Below are 16,526 nucleotides of genomic sequence, written 5' to 3' on the forward strand. Positions count from 1 at the left end.
ATCGGTCCGGTCCCGACGCCCCCACCCAGCCGCTCCCTCGACCTTTAGGGAGAGGCAGGACTCGCTGGCTTCGAGGAGGAGCCATGAAGGCCACCTGGGTGGGAATCATCGCGGCGGCGCTTTGGGTGCCACCGCCCGTCACCGCACAATCCCATGAGATCACGCTCGGAGTGACCGGCGGTTTCAGCTTCGCGGACGTCAAGACCGACGATCCGGAGTTGGGCGACACGTTCCGACGCAACGCCGTAGCCGGTGGCGTGTTCATGTCGTTCCGAGCCAACGATCGCATCGTGGTCGTACCCAATCTGCTCTATCAGCAGCAAGGGTTCCGGGTCGACAATGCAGACGCCGACGCGACCTTCAAAGTCGACTACGTGACGCTGCCGCTGCTGCTCCAGGTGGACCTGACCCAGGCGAACCGGCTGCGGCCCCGGATCTTCGCCGGCCCCAGCATCGGGTTCCAGGCGCTGTGCGGCGTGAGTGGCATCGTTGATGGCGTCGACGATGACTACGACTGCGACGACCCCGAGATCGACGTCAATACTGCAACCACGGTCTATGCGCTCGTGGTGGGCGCCGGGGTGGATTGGCAGGTGGGCCGCTGGATTCTGGGCGTCGAAGGCCGGTACGACTACGGTCTCACGGATCTCGACGTCGATCCGCAAGCGCCCATGCAGAAGCTGCGCACGTATTCCATCCTCGGCCGGATCAGCCTCGGCTTCTCGGAGATGTGAGGCATGCGCTCCCCTAGTCGTCCTCCAACTCGATCCAGCCCTCGCGCCCTTCGGAGTCGAGCACCAGGCCATAGCGATCGTACAGCCCCAGGACCGCGAGACGCGCCTCCTCTGAAGGCACCCGCCCGCGCAGGGGCGCTCCCGGGCGCGGAGCCGCGCGGATCGGAGCACCCGCAACCGCATCCATCACTGCGAAGGCCGCGGAGGCGGACTGCATTCCCCGTTGCGGCACATACCCCTCGCGGCCGTCAGGAAGCTGAACCCGATAGAAGGCCTGACTGGCGGACACGACCCACACGGCCGCGCCCCGCCGCAACCGCTCCAACTCCGGAGCACGCGTGTTCGGCGCCTCACGCGCCACTACGCCGTCCACGCCGGCGCGCGCCCAACGACCGATCAGGGTGCGCGCTGCCGAGTCCGCGGCCACGACGCCGGTGCGCAATGGCTCGATGAACGGGTAGGGATCGAGCGCCCCCTCCCGGCGCACATACACGCCGAAATGCAGGTGTGGCGGCGTCGTGCGCGCGTTGCCCGTATTCCCCACGAGCCCCAGCGTGTCCCCGACGCGAACCTGCTGTCCTTCGCGCACCAGCTGCCGGTCCAGATGCGCATAGTACAGGCGATGGCCCCCTCGTGCGGTCGTCATCCACACGACGTTGCCACCCAGGTTGGTCGTATCCACCCGCGTCACGCGCCCGTCGCCGGCCGCCAGCGCGGGTGTGCCGCGGGGTGCGAAGATGTCGACGCCACGATGGGCGCGGCGACCGCCGTCGCGGTCGGCACCGAAACGGCTCAACACGGCACTGGGCCCGCGACCCTCGACCGGGAATGCCAGCTGCGGCACCACCCGGATCTCGATGGCGAAGGCGCCACCTCGCAACAACTCCGGCTGCACGCGCAGGAGATACGAACCGCTGCGCGGTGCATCGAACTCCAGGTGGGTGGAATCGGGGGGCAGGTCGAGTTGAAAGAAGGGCGGGGAGGTGGAGTCCGACGCCAGCCTGAAGAGGTCGATGAACAAGCGGCCGGGGCGGACCTCGTCCAAGGCCAGGTCGACCTGAAGGCGTTGGCCGCGTCGGAGTTCGAAACGATATCCGAGCGCACGGGGGATCGCTGGATCGAGGAACCCGTCCTCCCGATGGGGGAGCGAGACCACCAGCGGCGAGGCCATGGCGCGCTCCGCCTCTTCGACCCAGTCCCGCCCGGCCCCGGTCTGGTCCAGTCCTGCCCGCACCAGCGACGCCGAATACCGTTCGTGGGACGTCGGGTCCCGGAGGACTTCCTGGATCTCCGCCGGCACGTCACAGGCGGTGAGCAGAAGAAGGAGCAGGGGATTGAGACGTCGCATCCAATCTTGCCGGTTCTTGGGGGTCCGGGGGCGGCACCGCACGATCGGGTTCCGGCGATCATGGGAAGAATCGGGCCTGGGCGCGAATCTCTCGACAGACGGGCCCAATCGCCCCTAGACTCGCTGACCAGTCGCTCCAATCATCCGACGGGGGAGGCCCGGGTGCGCACTACTACGTGCAGGCTCCTTACGCTGGGGGCCCTGGCCGCTTGCGGGTGCAGCCCCTCGGGGACGGCACCGGCGGACCAGGTGTTCGTGAACGGGCATGTGATCACCGTGGATTCGGCGTTCTCGGTGGCCGAAGCCTTCGCCGTCCATCAGGGGCGCTTCGTGTCGGTGGGAACCGAGGCTGCCGTTCGGGCACAGGTCCGTGCAGACGCACCGGTCATCGACCTTCAGGGCCGTACCGTGCTGCCTGGCTTCAACGACAACCACATCCACCTCGGTCCTGGCCGTCGCTTGATGCCCTGGCGGGGAGGGCTCCTGCCCGGGGTGCCAGAGTGGTTGGAGGGGGTGAGCACGCCGGAGGCGTTGGCGGCCGCGCTGACGGAGCAGGCTACCCACACACCACCGGGAGCGTGGATCCAAGGGGCGCTCAACCGTCCGGACTGGCCCAACGACCGGGTACCCAGTCGTTGGGACCTGGATCGCATGGTCCCCGACCATCCCGTGATGCTGACCCGTGGCCCGCACACGTACCTGCTCAACTCGCGAGCGCTGGCTCTCGCGGGTATCGATCGCACGACGCCCGATCCCGAGGGCGGGTGGATCTTCAAGCGTGCGGACGGCGAGCCCAATGGACGCGTTCTGGAGGCGGCCCGACGGCTGGTGGATCGCGTGCTTCCCCGGGGCGAAGACCGTCTCTCCTACGAGGAGGGCATCGAGTCCATGCGCGAGATGCTGACCGATCTTGCTGGGCTCGGCATCACCAGCGTCAACGCGGCCGGCATTCGACCGGCCGGACTCCGCCAGGTCCAGGACCTGTACGATCGCTACGGTGCGCTCCTGCCGCGGGCCACCGTGCAACTGCGCGTAAGCCCCGGGCACGACAGCTTCGACGATCCGGTCGAGGGCGTCCGCGTGACCCTCGATGAGATCGAGGCGTTGGGCGTGCGGACCGGGTGGGGAAGCGACCGGCTGAAGCTCGGTGCGCTCAAGATGTCGATCGACGGTGGGCTGTCCGCTCCCGTGTTCTGGTCGCTCGAGGACTATCCGGGACGGCCCGGCTTCCGCGGTGCCATTCGGATTCCCGCAGAAACATTCCGGCCGGTCGCAGAGCGCGCGCACGAGCTGGGTTGGCAGCTGGGCATCCACACCATGGGGGATGGGGCCGTGCAGATGGTGGTCGATGAGATTGCCGCCATCCAGCAGGCCCACCCCCGAGCGGATGCGCGACACTACCTGCACCACGTGGCGGTCAAGCCGCCTGAGGCCACCATCGCCACCATGGCGCGCGCGGGCATCATGGTCGCCAGCCAACCGGCGTTCACGGTCGGGCTGGGCGCCTACGCCCACGAAGCGCTGAGCCCCGAGCGCGAGCAGACCCAGAACCCCACGCGCTCGCTCCTGGACGCTGGAGTGCGTGTGTCCTACGGATCCGACTCGGCTCCGTATGGCCCACTGCTCAGCATCTGGACCGCGGTGACCCGCCGCGGATACGACGGGCAGGTCTACGGGCCGGAAGAGGCGGTGAGCGTCGAGGACGCCATTCGCTTGCACACGGTGGAGCCGGCATACTTCACGTTCGATGAAACCGATAGGGGCAGCATCGCAGCGGGCCTGCTGGCCGATTTCATCGTGCTGTCGGACGACATCCTGACGGTTCCGGCCGACTCGATCCCACACCTGAGCGTGCTCGAGACCTGGGTCGGAGGCGTCCGGGTTCACCCTTCGCAGACGAGGTAGTGCATGCCGTTCGAGCTCGATTGGAGCCGCCGCCAGTTCGTCCTGACCAGCGGCGGCGGCTTGGGTGCCCTCTGGGCGCTCGGGATGGCCGGCTGCCGGGACCTCGCGGAGGAAGCCAGCCGCGCCGCCGCCCGAGGCGAGGCCTTCCGTACGCTGTCCGCTGACGATGGCCGACAGCTCGACGAGATCGCCGCGCTGATCCTGCCGTCCGACGACGGACCCGGGGCTCGGGAGGCGGGTGCCGTGTATTTCCTGGACCGGGTGTTGGGCGATCCTGCTCTGGAAGGGGGAAACCTGGAGTTCGTCCAGGCGTCGCTCGGTTCCCTCGGCGACCGGGTGCGCGCCGCTGGCGCGGCCTCTGGATTCCTCGGAGATCTTCCGCTCGACCAGCGCGTCGAGGTGCTGCGCACCGTGGAGCGGGAAGACCCGGGGTTCTTCGGGTATGCGCGCCTCCTGGTGCTGGCCGGAACGCTGAGCCACCCCGACTACGGTGGCAACCGTGACCACCTCGGCTGGGCGTTGATGGGGATGGAACACGCCGACACGTACGAGCCGCCTTACGGCTTCTATGATGCGGAAGCGCGCCAGGCGGGAGAGACGCCATGACGTCCACACAGGAGAACGCCCCCCGCTTTGATCACGACGAGCCGGTCGACTTCGTCGTCATCGGCTCGGGGTCCGCCGGCGGGATCATGGCCAAGGAGCTTTCCACGGCTGGCTTTCGCATCGTCGTTCTGGAGCAAGGCCCCTACATTCGCCCCCACGAGTTCCGGCACGATGAGTACGGCGTGTGGCTCAAAGGTGGCCTCACCCGCTCAGGTGATCTGGCGGCGACGTTCCGGCAGAGCGAAGCGGAGGAGGCAGCACCCAGTCAGGGGCTCTTCCCACCTGTGGTCTACGCCAAGATGGTCGGTGGGGCTTCCGTGCATTTCACCGCCAACTTCTGGCGCTTGCGTCCCATCGATTTTCGGGAACGCAGCGTGCTGGGCCCCATCGCGGGAACGGGCTTCGCCGATTGGCCGATCTCCTACGAGGATCTCGAACCCTACTATACGAAGGTCGACTGGGAGATCGGTGTCTCCGGCATGCCAGGACCGGGCGACCCACCCCGCTCGAGGCCCTATCCGATGCCTCCACTGCCAGTCAAGTCCTCGGGCGTCTTGTTGGAGCGGGGAGCGCGCGCCATGGGATGGCCGGTGCAACCAGCACCGATGGCCATTCTCTCGCAGGAGCACAATGGTCGCTCCGCGTGTCAGAATTGCGGGTGGTGCATCGGCTATGGCTGCGAGTTCGGCGCCAAGTCATCTACGCTGGCAGCGATGATTCCACTGGCCGAAGCGACCGGTCGCTGTGAGATCCGGCCGTTGTCGACCGTGTTCCGGATCGAGACCGACGCGTCCGGACGCGCCAGCGAGGTGCTGTACTTCGATGCGGACGGACAGGAGCAACGCCAACGTGCGCGCGCTGTGGTGCTCTCCGCCAACGGGGCCGAGTCCGCCCGACTCCTGCTGATGTCCGAGTCCAGCCGTTTCCCGAACGGATTGGCCAACTCGAGCGGGCTGATCGGGAAGTACCTGATGTTCAACGGGAATGCCCAGGTTTCAGGGGTCTTCGAGCACCCGCTCAACGAGTACAAGGGTGCGCTGGTGACCCGCCTGGTGATCGACCCGTTCTACGAGGTCGATCCGCGGCGCGGGTTCTACGGTGGGGGGGCGCTCGACGGCCGCTTCGGCCCGGGTCCGATGATCTACGCGTTGGGCGGACTGCCGCCCGACGCGCCAACCTGGGGGACGGAATACAAGCGCATGCTCGCGGAGTACTACACGCGCAGCATGGACGTCTTCTGTCACGGCACCTCGCTGCCGCTGGAGACCAACAACGTTTCGCTGGACCCCACCCTCAAGGACGATTTCGGCCGCCCCGCCATCCGTGTCACCTACAGGGACCATCCCGACGATGTGGCAATGGTGCGGTGGCTGCAGGAGCGCGCGGTGGAGCTGCTCGACGCGGCGGGCGCCCGTCGCACGTGGCATTTTCCCGCAACGGAGCAGACGGCCGGCTTCCATCTGTTGGGCACGGCGCGTATGGGCAACGACGCGCGCACCTCGGTGGTCGACGCCACCCATCGTACGCACGATGTGCCCAACCTCTTCATCTGTGATGGCAGCAGCATGGTGAGCTCCGGACGAGGACAACCCACCATGACGATCATGGCACTGGCGTTCCGCGCGGCGGAGCGCATCATCGACTACGCGAATCGAGGCGTGATCTGAGCCGACGGTGGACCGGTCGCCCGGGCGGGCGTCGTCGGGCGTTCCGGCTCTAACGCCGGTCGTCCACGGCGACCAGGCGGGCGCCCCAAGGGCAGTAGCGCCCGATCTGCAAGTAGTCCTGCAGGTGCTCTTCGACATAGGAGGGCGATCCGTCGCACACCTCGATGGTGGCGTCGGCCATCTCGACGTCCTGAGCGTCCAGATGCCAGCTCCACGGGGCGTTGTGGGCCCCGTCGCCGGCTCCGGTCCGGATGGCGGCGTTGGGGATGTTGGCCAGGCTCGCGCCGGTCTGCAGATCGAACACGTCGTCGATGGTGGCCGGATTGACGATCCAGACGCGGAAGCGCTCCGAGCCCACCGCGAAAGTCACCAGAATCCCTCCCTGCAGCGACGGATCGGCTCCCACGGCGTCCGAGCCACACCCGCCGAGCGATGCAGCCCCCACCAGCCCCGCCAACAGGCACACCCAGTGTGCCGCCCTCGCTCGTCGCTTCATGCGCAGCCCATCCCCTATCTTGGTGCTCCTCACGACACGACCTCGACCCGGAGTCATCCCGATGCCGCGCGTTCCCCGGATCCTTTGGACGCTGGCCCTGATCCTCGTGGGAAACGCCTGCGGGCGCGCCGATGCGACAGGCGGACGCGACCCTGTTCCGTCCGATCCCGGCATGGACGTGCCCCCCGGTGCCGAGGCGGTCTCCCTGCTCGGTGAGCCACTGACCCGGCCGCAGGCGGCACCCGAGGTCGACGCGCTCCGCCAGAGCCAGCTGGAAGAGGCCGAGGCGGCCCTGGCCGCGGACTCGTCCAGCCTCGACGCCTGGATCTGGGCCGGGCGGCGCCAGGCCTACCCCGGACACTTCCAGCAGGCCATCGCCACATACACCGCAGCCCTGGAACGCTTCCCGGACGAGCCCCACCTGCTCAGGCACCGAGGCCACCGCTACATCACCGTCCGGGAGTTGGACAAGGCCATCGCGGACCTCACACGCGCCGCGGCGGCCGTGTCCGGATTGGAAGACGAGGTGGAACCGGATGGGCAGCCGAACCCTCTGGGAATCCCCACCAGCACCCTCCACTTCAACATCTGGTACCACCTGGGCCTCGCCCACTACCTGAAGGGCGAGTTCGAGGCGGCCCGCCAGGCCTACCTCGCCTGCATGGGGGTCTCTCGGCACGACGACTCCGTCATCGCCACGGCGCACTGGCTCTACATGACGCTGAGGCGTCTGGGCCGGGACCAGGACGCAGCCGAGCTCTTGACCGTCCTCCCCCCCAACCCCGATGTGATCGAGAGCGGGGCGTACCTGGACCTCATCCGGCTCTACGAGGGCCGCCAGACCCCGGAGGAGCTCCTCGGCCCCACGGGGGCGGAGGCCACGCTCACCGCGACCACGGCCGCCTACGGGGTCGGGAATTGGTACCTGTACACCGGCGAGGCACCGCGCGCACGCGAGATCTTCGACCGCATCCTGACCGGCCGCGAGCAGTGGCCTGCCTTCGGATACATCGCCGCCGAGGCCGAGGTGGCCCGGATGGGGGAGCGTTGAGGCAAATCATCCCCTGAGCTACATTTAACGGCTGTATTTCAACCGATTTCTCGCATCTTTCCGGGGTCACGTGGTCCGCATCGCCGAGATCGAAGCCGGCAGCATCGCCGAGGCGCTCGAGCTGCGCATCGGCACGCGCGTCGTGCGGATCAACGGACAGCCCGTGCGGGACGGGATCGACTTCACGTTCCTGCTCGCGGACACGGAGCTCGAGATCGAGACCGTCTCCCCGGAGGGCGAGGCCGCGGTCTACGAGATCCAGCGGGAGCCGGGAGAGGCCCTGGGGATCGTCCCGCAGCCGGACGCGGTCCGGGAGTGCGCCAACAAGTGCGTGTTCTGCTTCATCGACGGAAATCCCCCGGGAGTCCGCGACGCGCTCTGGCTCCGGGACGACGACTTCCGCCTTTCGTTCACGTACGGGAGCTACGTGACGCTCACCAACCTGGGACCCAAGGGCTTCCAGCGGCTGATCGACCAACGCCTCTCTCCGCTGTATGTGAGCGTGCACGCCACCGAGCCGGAGGTTCGCCGCCGTCTTCTCGTCAATGAGCAGGCGGGCGAGATCATGCAGCGGCTGGCGGCGCTGACTCGCGCAGGCCTCGAGGTGCACACGCAGGTCGTGCTTTGTCCGGAGTGGAACGACGGGTCGCACCTGGACCGCACCATCGACGATCTCTGGTCCCTCGGGCCCGGGGTACGGTCCCTGTCCATCGTTCCGGTAGGCCTGACCCGCTACAACCTGGGACGCCCCGTGCGGCTGCTCGAGCGGCCGGAGGCGGAGCGGGCGCTGGACCAGGTGGAGCGGGCGCGGGTGCGGGCGCGAGCGGAGCGCCAGCGGGGCTGGTGCTACGCCGCCGACGAGCTCTTCCTCGTAGCAGGGCAGGACCTTCCCGCCGCGTCCTACTACGACGACTTCGAGCTCGTGGAGAACGGCGTGGGAGCCGTGCGCCGCTTCATCGACGACATCGACGGGGCTTTGGAGCGCCTCCCCTCGCTCGTGGGACGCCGTCTCCGGATCCTCACGGGTGCGTCCATGGCGCCGTTCTTCCGGAGTCGGGTCCACGATGTGCGCCGCGCCACCGGGGCGGACCTCGAAGTCCTCGAGGTGGAGAACCGGTTCTTCGGCTCCAGCGTCACCATTGCGGGCCTGCTGGCCGGGGCGGACCTGGCGGCTGCGGTCCACGACCCGCGGGGAGGAGACGTCATCCTCGTTTCAGCGGACGCTCTCAACCAGGATCAGGTCTTCATCGACGGGATGCCCCTGGTGGAGCTCCAACGACGAGTCGCCCCCGCACGCCTGATCGTTGCACGCAGCTTGCCCTCGGCCCTGGCCCGCCTGTGAGCGAGCGCCTGCCTGTCGTCGCGGTGGTGGGTCGCCCCAACGTGGGAAAGTCCACCTTCTTCAACCGCGTGTTGGGCGCGCGGATCGCCATCGTGGACGACCAACCCGGCGTAACCCGCGACCGCAACTTCGCGCGCGCGGACTGGGCCGGCCGCCGCTTCCAGATCGTCGACACCGGCGGCATCGTCGAAGGTTCCGATGAACCGATGGACCGGCAGATCCGGGAACAAGCGCACACGGCCATCGCAGAGGCGGACGTGATCGTCTTCATGGTGGACGCGAAGGTGGGATTGCACCCACTGGACGAGCGCCTGGCGGACGTCCTGCGTGCCGCGGGCCGCCCCGTATTGGTCGTCGCCAACAAGGTCGACGACCTGCCGCACGGCACGGCGCATCACGAGTTCTGGGCCCTTGGGCTGGGGGAGCCGGTTCCGGTGAGCTCCAACTCGGGGAAGGGGTCCGGGGATGTGCTCGACCGCATCGTGGAGCTGCTGCCGGAACCCGTGGGCGATGAGGAGCAGGAGAAGGCCGTTCGCATCGCGATCATCGGCAAGCCCAACGTAGGCAAGTCGAGCTTGATCAACCGGCTGTTCGGCCAGGAACGCTCGGTGGTCAGCGACGTGCCCGGCACGACGCGCGACCCGATCGACTCGTCTCTCACCTATCACGCGCACACGCTTACGTTCGTGGACACCGCCGGCCTTCGGCGCCACGCCCGCATCAAGGACTCGGTGGAGTTCTACTCCGCGCTCCGTACCGACCGGGTGGTGCAGGAGGCCGATGTATGCGTTCTGGTGGTCGATGGCAACGAGGGCCTCGGAGTGCAAGACCTCAAGATCGCCGATGCGGCCTGGAGCGCAGGCTGCGGCCTGATCATCCTGGTCAACAAGTGGGATCTGGTGGAGAAGGACACCAACACCGCAATCCAGTTCGAGAAGGAATTCAAGAAACGCGCGCCTTCGCTCGAGACGGTACCGGTCCTCTTTGTATCGGCGTTGACCGGACTCCGCGTGCACAAGTTGCTGGACCTCGTCGTCGAGGTGTGGCAAGAGCGCCGCCGCCGGGTGCCGACCGCCGAGGTCAACGAGGTCTTGGAGCAGGCGGTGCGCAAGCAGCCACCACCGCACCACCGGGGACGCCCGGTCAAGCTCAAGTACATGACGCAGACAGGCACGGAACCTCCGACCTTCGTCGTTTTCGCCAACTATCCGGACGCGGTGCCTGAACACTACATTCGCTATATGCACCACGCCTTGAGGAACCGCTGGCCCTTCGCGGGCGTCCCCCTTCGCGTCCGCGTGCGGGCGAGCTCGGGCGAATGAGTCCCTTTCTCCTCACGGCTCTGGCCTATGTGGTCGGTGCCACCCCGACCTCCTTCTGGGTCGGGAAGGCGAAGGGAATCGACCTGCGCACTCGAGGAAGCGGCAACCTGGGCGCCACGAATGCATTCCGGGTGCTCGGCTGGCGCGCCGCTCTCCCGGTCATCGTGGTCGACGTCTTCAAGGGCTGGTTGCCTGCATGGGTCTTCCCCCGCCTGGATGGAGACGCAGCCTGGGGATGGGTCCTCGCGTACGGGGGCGCGGCCATCGTCGGACACATGTTCTCGTTCTGGGTTCGCTTCCGCGGCGGGAAGGGAGTGGCGACCAGCGGGGGCGTCTTCATCGCTCTGGCGCCCCTGGCGGCTCTGGTTGGGTTCGTGGTTTGGGCCCTGACGGTCGTCCTCACGCGCTTCGTTTCGGTCGGATCGATCGCAGCCGCTCTGGCCTTGCCGATCGCCATCGCCCTTACTGCCCCCCCCGGTGGCCGCGCTCTACTCGGCTTCACGAGTGGGCTGGCAGCGTTCGTGATCTGGGCGCACCGTAGCAACGTCGGCCGCCTGCTCCGCGGGGAGGAGCCTCGCATCGGTCGCCGCGCGCCTGCAGGGACCCCGTGAAGGGGCCGGCGCGGGTCACGGTCGTCGGGGCGGGAAGCTGGGGTACCGCCATCGCCGGTTTGCTGGCGGGCAAGGGCCTGCCGGTCTGCCTCTGGGCGCGCGAACCGGAAGTGGTCGACGCCATCCGCTCCAGCGGCGACAACGCTGTCTTCCTCCCGGGTGTGCGGCTTCCTCCAGCGTTGGAGGTGACCAACGACCTCCGCGAGGCCGTCTCCGGCGCTGGGGTGATCGTTTCCGTCAGCCCCGCTCAGCACGTCCGCGCGGTCATGGAGCCGATCGCTGCTGGGTTGGAAGCCGACGTCCAGATCATCTCCGCCTCCAAGGGGATCGAGATCCGCTCGCTGGAGCGCATGGATGGCGTCTTTCGCGCATTGCTGACGCCGCGCCAGATGGAGACGTTCACCGTGATCTCGGGACCGAGCTTCGCCGCCGAGGTCGCAGCCGGTGCACCGACTGCGGTGGTCGTCGCCAGCGCCAGCGAGGAAGCGCGCCTGCAGGCCCAAGCCCTCTTCCAGACCGACGTGTTCCGTGTCTATACCACCCCCGACGTGATCGGCGTCGAGCTGGCGGGCGCTCTCAAGAACGTGATCGCGCTCGCCGCCGGTGTCGTCGCCGGCCTGGGCTTCGGCCACAACACGCGGGCGGCCCTGATGACCCGGGGACTGGCCGAGATCGCCCGCTTGGGGATCCGGATGGGCGCCCTGCGGGAAACCTTCGCGGGGCTGGCGGGAATGGGCGACCTGGTCCTGACGTGCACCGGCGAGCTCAGCCGCAACCGCACGGTCGGCTACCGCCTCGGTCGGGGCGAGAGCATCCAGTCGATCCTCGGCGAGATGCACACGGTAGCAGAGGGAGTCGCGACGGTTGAAGCCGTCGTGGCCCTGGCCGAGCGCGAAGGCGTGGACATGCCGATCGCTTCGGAGGTGCACGCCATCCTGACCCAGGGGCGCGCGCCCCGAGAAGCGATTCGACGCCTGATGATGCGAGACCCGAAACCCGAGGATTGGTCGTGACGACTCCCGATGAACCGATCGCCAAGAAAGCCTACTACTCCATCGGGGAGGTCTGCGAGCTGACGGGGCTGAAGCCACACGTCCTTCGCTACTGGGAGACGCAGTTCGAGTCGCTGCGCCCGATCAAGAACCGCGCGGGGAACCGCGTGTTCAAACCAGCCGACATCGAGATGGTGCTCCTGATCAAGCACCTCTTGTATGACCAGAAGTACACGATCACGGGAGCTCGCCGCCATCTGAAGAAGACCCGGCGCTCCGCCGAGCTCAAGGACGAGCGCAAGCAGGCGGTGACCCCGGGCCTGTTGGACGAGATCCGAGACGAGCTCCACTCGCTGCTGGACATTCTCACCCCGGATCAGGGCGCGGAGCAGGCCCGGTGAGCTCACGAGACCTGAGCATCCTCTGCACCAACGACGACGGGTACCTGGCCGAGGGCTTGCGCGTGCTGGCGGAGGCGGCGCGCAGCATCGGCACGGTGACCGTGGTGGCGCCGGACCGCGAGCAGAGCGCCACCAGCCACTCCCTGACGCTCCACCATCCTCTGCGGGTACGGCGCGCGGCCGACGGGGCACACGTGGTGGACGGCACACCCACGGATTGCGTTCTGTTGGCTGTGAACGAACTGCTCCTCGACACGCGCCCGGGGCTCTGTCTATCGGGTGTCAATCACGGACCCAACATGGGCGAGGACGTGCTGTACTCGGGCACGGTGGCTGCGGCCATGGAGGCTACCGTGCTCGGCATCCGCTCGGTAGCCGTCTCCTACACCGGTGAGCAGTACGAAGAGATCTCGGCCTGGACCGACCGTCTGGCAGTGCTGTTCCGGGACCTGGCGCGCAATGCGCGCTTCCCCGACCACACGCTGCTGAACGTGAACCTGCCTGCCATCGATCCCGCCGACCTGCAAGGCGTTCGCATCACCAGCCTGGGGCGGCGGCGCTATCAGGACGCCATCACCCGGGCCAACGATCCCCGCGGTCGCGAGTACTTCTGGATCGGGGGCGGTGTCGCCAGCTGGCAGGGCGGAGAGCACTCCGATTTCAAAGCCGTCAGCGAAGGGTACATCTCGATCACTCCGGTCTACCTGGACCTGACCAACTACGCGCTCATGGAGGAGCTGCGCACGTGGGAGTTCAGCCAGTAGACGGGTTCCGCTTCGTGGGGCAGCGGCGTCGACTGATCGAGCGGATCCGCGACGCCGGGATCACCGATCTCGCCCTGTTGGAGCTGTTCGACCGCGTTCCCCGGCACCTGTTCCTGCCGGAGGGCGTGTGGAATCGTGCCTACGACGATGCCCCGGTGCCGATCGGCTTCGGGCAAACCGCGTCGCAGCCCTCGCTGCAAGCGATGATGCTGGCCGCCCTCGACCCCAGGCCCACCGACGTCGTGCTCGAGATCGGCACGGGAAGCGGGTTTCTCACCGCGCTTCTGGCGCGCTTGGCGGACCGCGTCTACTCCGTGGAACGAGAACGCGCCCTGTCGCAGCGGGCGCGCACGGCTCTGGATCAGTTGGAGATCCGCAACGTGGCGTTGCTCGTGGGCGACGGCACCATCGGTTGGCGGAAGTATGCACCCTTCGACGTCATCGTGGTGTCGGCGGGTGCGCCCACGGTCCCGGAGGCACTCATCGAACAGTTGGCCGAAGGGGGCCGCATGCTGATCCCGGTGGGAGACCGGGACGAGCAGCGCCTCATGCTCGTTCGGCGGGTGGAGGGCCAGATCTTGCAGGAGGACGCACGGATCCCCTGTAGGTTCGTCCCCCTGATCGGAAAGTTCGGATGGAGCAAGGAGCTGGACACGTGACACTGGCTGCCCCGGAGGCCTCGACCGAGCGCCGAGGACCGATCCGCCGGCTCTACGACTGGATGCTCCACTGGGCCGAAACGCCGCACGGGCCCGCCGCGCTCGCTGCGATGGCGGCGGCGGAGTCGTCGTTCTTCCCGATTCCCCCGGATCCGCTGCTGCTGGCCCTTTGCCTGGGAGCCAATCGGAAGGCGTTCCGGTTCGCCGGGATCGCCACCGCCGCCTCCGTAGTGGGGGGACTGGTGGGGTATGGCATCGGTGCTGGCCTCTGGAGCGTGCTGGCCGACCCCTTCTTCCAGTACGTGCCCGGAGTCACGCCCGAGGCCTTCGACAAGATCCAGTCGTTCTACGAGCGTTTCGACTTCTGGGCCGTGTTCCTCGCCGGCTTGACACCGTTCCCTTACAAGGTCGTCACGATCTCTTCCGGCGTATTCGGCATCAACCTGGGCGTGTTCCTCTTGTCCAGCATCCTGAGCCGGGGGCTGCGCTTCTTCCTGGTGGCGGGCCTCATCTACCGCTACGGGGCACCCGTGAAGGTCTTCATCGAGAAGAACTTCAACCTGCTGAGCTGGGCCTTCGGCATCCTGCTCGTGCTCGGCTTCGCGGTCATCAAGCTCATCCTCTAGCCGTTCCGCCAGCGCGCCCACCGGACCTTCCCAGATTCAAGAACCCTCAGGGCGCTCCCCATGGACGCCCGGGGCGATGCAGTGACCGCACCGGCCCGAGCGGCGGGTTGGATTGCGCCCGGGGCTCCCCTACCTTTTCAGCCGCCGGACGGCGCGCCCTGGACGGGTCCGCCGCTCCCGTCCCCGTAGCTCAGGTGGATAGAGCGACTGCCTCCTAAGCAGTAGGTCGCGCGTTCGAGTCGCGCCGGGGACATCGACCGAACGGGTCTCCCCCGGGGACCCGCCCACTCCTGCGGAGGGTTCGCTCGGATGCGGGACCGCCGTGGCGTCACCTTCGTGGAGCTCCTGATCGTGTTCGCGGTGAGCGCCATCCTGCTCGGGATCGCCTGGACCGCGACAGGTCGGGCACGCTCCGCCTTTGCGGTGCGCTCGGCGCGGAACGCCTTTGCCAGCCTGTCGGCCCGCGCGCGCGCCACCGCCGTCGAGAGGGGCCATCTGGTGTACCTGGACGTGACCGAGGACGGCGACAGTGCCTGGATCAGCGAGGGCGGCCCCCCGATCGAGGTTCTGCGCTTCGACGTGCTGGCCCAGGTGGAGGTGACTCCGACCCTGCGCCAATGCCTGGGCCCACGGGGCCTGGCCCTTCCGGGGTGCGGCTCGGTCGGCGGCCCCGTTCAGGTCCGCTTCACCCGCGACGGCCGCTGGGCGGAGGGCACGCTGCTTCCGCTCGGTCAGTTCGTGGAGGGACCGCAGGGTCCGTGAACAGCCGCCCGTCCCAAGGGGGCTTCACGCTCGTGGAGCTGATCGTGGCCGTGGTGATCCTGGCGGTGGGGATCCTCGGCTTCCTGGGAACCCAGACGCTGCTTGTACGGCAGGGCACCGACGCGGATCTCCGTACCGAACGGGCGGCCGCCCGCCAGAGCGTGGCGGAGCGCCTCGCGGCCGTCCCCTACGACTCGATCCTGGACGGCAGCAGCACGGTGGGCCGCTTCGAGGTCACCTGGGACGTGGAGGTCCTCGCGCGTGCCAAGGCGGTCCGGATCGTCACGGTCGGACCCGGGTTCCGAGCTCCAGCCCCCGGGCAAGCCCCTACGCTCGTACCCGCCGTGGCCGATACGACCCACCTGCGGATCTCTCGTCCGTGAGCGGATCCCCCCGGCAGAGGCGGCCGAGCCGCACCGGATTCACCCTGGTGGAGCTGATCATCGCCACGGCGCTGGGGGCCCTGCTGCTGCTGACGATCTATCAGGTCGTGCTCGTGGGCCAACGCACCTTCTCGCGACAGGCGGCACGCCTCAGTGTCCAACAGACGGCCCGAGCCGCTACGGACGTCCTTACCGCCCTGCTGCGGGAGACCAGCGCCCAGGCGGGTGACTTCCTCGGAATGGGGCCGGACAGCCTCCGACTGCGGCGGCCCATCACGTTCGCGGTCGCGTGCGATGTATCGGCCGCCCCCAGCGTGGTCTTCGAGCCCTATGCGCGCTGGGTGGCCCAGGGCGACTCCGTGATGGTCTGGGCCGAGAATGACCCCGCCAATCCCGCCGACGATGTCTGGCTGATCGGCGTGGCCGGTCCGGTCGACACCACTGCGGGGTGCCCCAGTGGAGGGGCGGGGGAGCGCGTCGAGTTGAACGGCCTCGTCCCCCCGCTCGGCGCCAACGTCCTCTCGGTGGGAGCGCCGGTGCGGGCATTCCAGGTCGAGAGCTACGGTCTGCGGCCCGCCCTGGGAGCCCACTACCTCGCGCGCTGGGTGGGGCTGGCCGAGCCCGTCCCACTGGTTGGCCCTCTGGGCCCCCCGGGCCAGGGCCTTCAGCTCACCTTCCTGGACCGACTGGGCAACGTGGTGGCGAATCCGGCCAGCGTCGCTCAGATTGAGCTTCTTGTGCGGACGTTTTCGCCCGTTCTGGACAGCGATGGTGCCCCGATCGCCGACTCCCTCAGCACACGTGTCTCCCTTCGCAACTGACCCGAAGCGCGGGCACCTGCGCCCCGGGAACCGGGA

The 16,526-nt window shown here is 68.1% G+C and carries 18 protein-coding genes and 1 tRNA gene; 17 read left to right on the forward strand and 2 right to left on the reverse strand.

Going from position 1 to position 16,526, the window contains the following annotated elements:
- Positions 1 to 83 precede the first annotated feature (83 nt).
- The gene (locus tag R3E10_02735; GenBank protein ID MEZ4414642.1) at positions 84 to 734 is read left to right on the forward strand and encodes a porin family protein; all 651 of its coding nucleotides are present in this window, start codon (positions 84 to 86) and stop codon (positions 732 to 734) included.
- A 13-nt stretch (positions 735 to 747) separates the two neighbouring features.
- On the opposite strand, the gene R3E10_02740 is transcribed toward R3E10_02735, so the two are convergent.
- Complete coding sequence (locus tag R3E10_02740) at positions 748 to 2,082, reverse strand: M23 family metallopeptidase (GenBank protein ID MEZ4414643.1); 1,335 nt, start codon at positions 2,080 to 2,082, stop codon at positions 748 to 750.
- A 162-nt stretch (positions 2,083 to 2,244) separates the two neighbouring features.
- On the opposite strand from R3E10_02740, the gene R3E10_02745 reads away from it, so the two are divergent.
- From R3E10_02745 to R3E10_02755, 3 genes are read left to right on the forward strand one after another with little or no spacing between them, the layout of a single operon-like run.
- A complete protein-coding gene (locus tag R3E10_02745; GenBank protein MEZ4414644.1) occupies positions 2,245 to 3,987 on the forward strand; it encodes an amidohydrolase in 1,743 nt (580 codons plus the stop codon).
- Between the two features lie 3 nt (positions 3,988 to 3,990).
- On the forward strand, positions 3,991 to 4,593 hold the full coding sequence (locus tag R3E10_02750; GenBank protein MEZ4414645.1) for a gluconate 2-dehydrogenase subunit 3 family protein: 603 nt from the start codon (positions 3,991 to 3,993) through the stop codon (positions 4,591 to 4,593).
- Positions 4,590 to 6,260 carry a GMC family oxidoreductase gene (locus R3E10_02755; GenBank protein ID MEZ4414646.1) on the forward strand — a complete coding sequence of 557 codons (1,671 nt, stop codon included), beginning with the start codon at positions 4,590 to 4,592 and terminating at the stop codon, positions 6,258 to 6,260. The genes R3E10_02750 and R3E10_02755 overlap by 4 nt, the downstream gene beginning before the upstream one ends.
- Positions 6,261 to 6,309: 49 nt before the next feature.
- On the opposite strand, the gene R3E10_02760 is transcribed toward R3E10_02755, so the two are convergent.
- On the reverse strand, positions 6,310 to 6,756 hold the full coding sequence (locus R3E10_02760) for a hypothetical protein (GenBank protein MEZ4414647.1): 447 nt from the start codon (positions 6,754 to 6,756) through the stop codon (positions 6,310 to 6,312).
- Positions 6,757 to 6,817: 61 nt separating this feature from the next.
- Here R3E10_02760 and R3E10_02765 point away from each other — a divergent pair, with 61 nt between their 5' ends.
- The 13 genes from R3E10_02765 to R3E10_02825 all read left to right on the forward strand — a co-directional run bounded on the left by R3E10_02765 (position 6,818) and on the right by R3E10_02825 (position 16,490).
- A complete protein-coding gene (locus R3E10_02765; protein ID MEZ4414648.1) occupies positions 6,818 to 7,807 on the forward strand; it encodes a tetratricopeptide repeat protein in 990 nt (329 codons plus the stop codon).
- 70 nt (positions 7,808 to 7,877) lie between these two features.
- Positions 7,878 to 9,149, forward strand: coding sequence for a DUF512 domain-containing protein (locus tag R3E10_02770; GenBank protein MEZ4414649.1), 1,272 nt, complete (start codon positions 7,878 to 7,880; stop codon positions 9,147 to 9,149).
- Positions 9,146 to 10,471 carry a ribosome biogenesis GTPase Der gene (der, locus tag R3E10_02775; protein ID MEZ4414650.1) on the forward strand — a complete coding sequence of 442 codons (1,326 nt, stop codon included), beginning with the start codon at positions 9,146 to 9,148 and terminating at the stop codon, positions 10,469 to 10,471. Before R3E10_02770 ends, der begins: the two co-directional genes overlap by 4 nt.
- Complete coding sequence (plsY, locus tag R3E10_02780) at positions 10,468 to 11,082, forward strand: glycerol-3-phosphate 1-O-acyltransferase PlsY (protein MEZ4414651.1); 615 nt, start codon at positions 10,468 to 10,470, stop codon at positions 11,080 to 11,082. Before der ends, plsY begins: the two co-directional genes overlap by 4 nt.
- Positions 11,079 to 12,095 (forward strand): NAD(P)H-dependent glycerol-3-phosphate dehydrogenase, encoded by a 1,017-nt coding sequence (locus R3E10_02785; GenBank protein MEZ4414652.1) that lies wholly within the window; start codon positions 11,079 to 11,081, stop codon positions 12,093 to 12,095. Before plsY ends, R3E10_02785 begins: the two co-directional genes overlap by 4 nt.
- Positions 12,092 to 12,475, forward strand: a complete 384-nt coding sequence (locus R3E10_02790) for a MerR family transcriptional regulator (protein MEZ4414653.1) — start codon at positions 12,092 to 12,094, stop codon at positions 12,473 to 12,475. Before R3E10_02785 ends, R3E10_02790 begins: the two co-directional genes overlap by 4 nt.
- An 11-nt stretch (positions 12,476 to 12,486) precedes the next feature.
- On the forward strand, positions 12,487 to 13,239 hold the full coding sequence (gene surE, locus R3E10_02795) for a 5'/3'-nucleotidase SurE (GenBank protein ID MEZ4414654.1): 753 nt from the start codon (positions 12,487 to 12,489) through the stop codon (positions 13,237 to 13,239).
- A complete protein-coding gene (locus R3E10_02800; GenBank protein MEZ4414655.1) occupies positions 13,221 to 13,898 on the forward strand; it encodes a protein-L-isoaspartate(D-aspartate) O-methyltransferase in 678 nt (225 codons plus the stop codon). The genes surE and R3E10_02800 overlap by 19 nt, the downstream gene beginning before the upstream one ends.
- Positions 13,895 to 14,524, forward strand: a complete 630-nt coding sequence (locus tag R3E10_02805) for a YqaA family protein (GenBank protein ID MEZ4414656.1) — start codon at positions 13,895 to 13,897, stop codon at positions 14,522 to 14,524. The genes R3E10_02800 and R3E10_02805 overlap by 4 nt, the downstream gene beginning before the upstream one ends.
- 179 nt (positions 14,525 to 14,703) lie before the next feature.
- Positions 14,704 to 14,777, forward strand: a tRNA-Arg gene (locus tag R3E10_02810).
- A gap of 56 nt (positions 14,778 to 14,833) precedes the next feature.
- On the forward strand, positions 14,834 to 15,286 hold the full coding sequence (locus R3E10_02815) for a prepilin-type N-terminal cleavage/methylation domain-containing protein (GenBank protein MEZ4414657.1): 453 nt from the start codon (positions 14,834 to 14,836) through the stop codon (positions 15,284 to 15,286).
- Positions 15,283 to 15,669, forward strand: a complete 387-nt coding sequence (locus tag R3E10_02820; protein MEZ4414658.1) for a prepilin-type N-terminal cleavage/methylation domain-containing protein — start codon at positions 15,283 to 15,285, stop codon at positions 15,667 to 15,669. Before R3E10_02815 ends, R3E10_02820 begins: the two co-directional genes overlap by 4 nt.
- Positions 15,666 to 16,490 (forward strand): prepilin-type N-terminal cleavage/methylation domain-containing protein, encoded by an 825-nt coding sequence (locus R3E10_02825; GenBank protein MEZ4414659.1) that lies wholly within the window; start codon positions 15,666 to 15,668, stop codon positions 16,488 to 16,490. The genes R3E10_02820 and R3E10_02825 overlap by 4 nt, the downstream gene beginning before the upstream one ends.
- Positions 16,491 to 16,526 lie beyond the last annotated feature (36 nt).

The organism is Gemmatimonadota bacterium (assembly GCA_041390105.1).
Classification (GTDB): Bacteria; Gemmatimonadota; Gemmatimonadetes; order Longimicrobiales; family Gaopeijiaceae; genus JAGQIF01.